Source organism: Photorhabdus sp. RM71S, from assembly GCF_042879355.1.
Taxonomy (GTDB): Bacteria; Pseudomonadota; Gammaproteobacteria; order Enterobacterales; family Enterobacteriaceae; genus Photorhabdus; species Photorhabdus kayaii.
The window spans coordinates 1-375 of sequence record NZ_JBHFKV010000226.1 but is presented as its reverse complement, the minus strand read 5'-3'; the positions used below and the strand labels follow the sequence as shown (position 1 = coordinate 375).

The window sequence follows — 375 nt, the reverse complement described above, 5'->3', positions numbered from 1 at the left end:
TTCATTAAATCCCTCTCCCCGGTGAGTCCGGGTTTTAAAGGTGGTACGGGTTTTCTCCCGCGGTAAATCAAGCGGCGGCCGGTTGAGGCCATTGTAGGTACACCCCGTCACAATCGGGCGGTCGATATCGCCGTTGAGATAGCTGACTATCACCTCCTGCCCGACGCGAGGGATCGCCATAAAACCGAAACCGTTGCCGTTCCAGCCTTGTGCCACCCGTACCCAGCAAGACGCGAGGTCGTCCGCTTTATCGTAACGGTTCCAGTGGAAATGGATCCGGATCGCGCCGTGTTCGTTCACATAAATCTCTTCGCTTCCCACCCCGACCACCGTGGCGACTTCATCACCGTCCGCCAGGGGTTTGTAGCGATAAGG

Annotated in this window: 1 protein-coding gene; it reads right to left on the bottom strand. The window is 57.3% G+C overall.

The features are described from left to right. Window positions 1–375: type VI secretion system tip protein TssI/VgrG (tssI, locus tag ACGF5R_RS24635; protein WP_387693273.1), on the bottom strand; the 375-nt coding region annotated here is incomplete at both ends.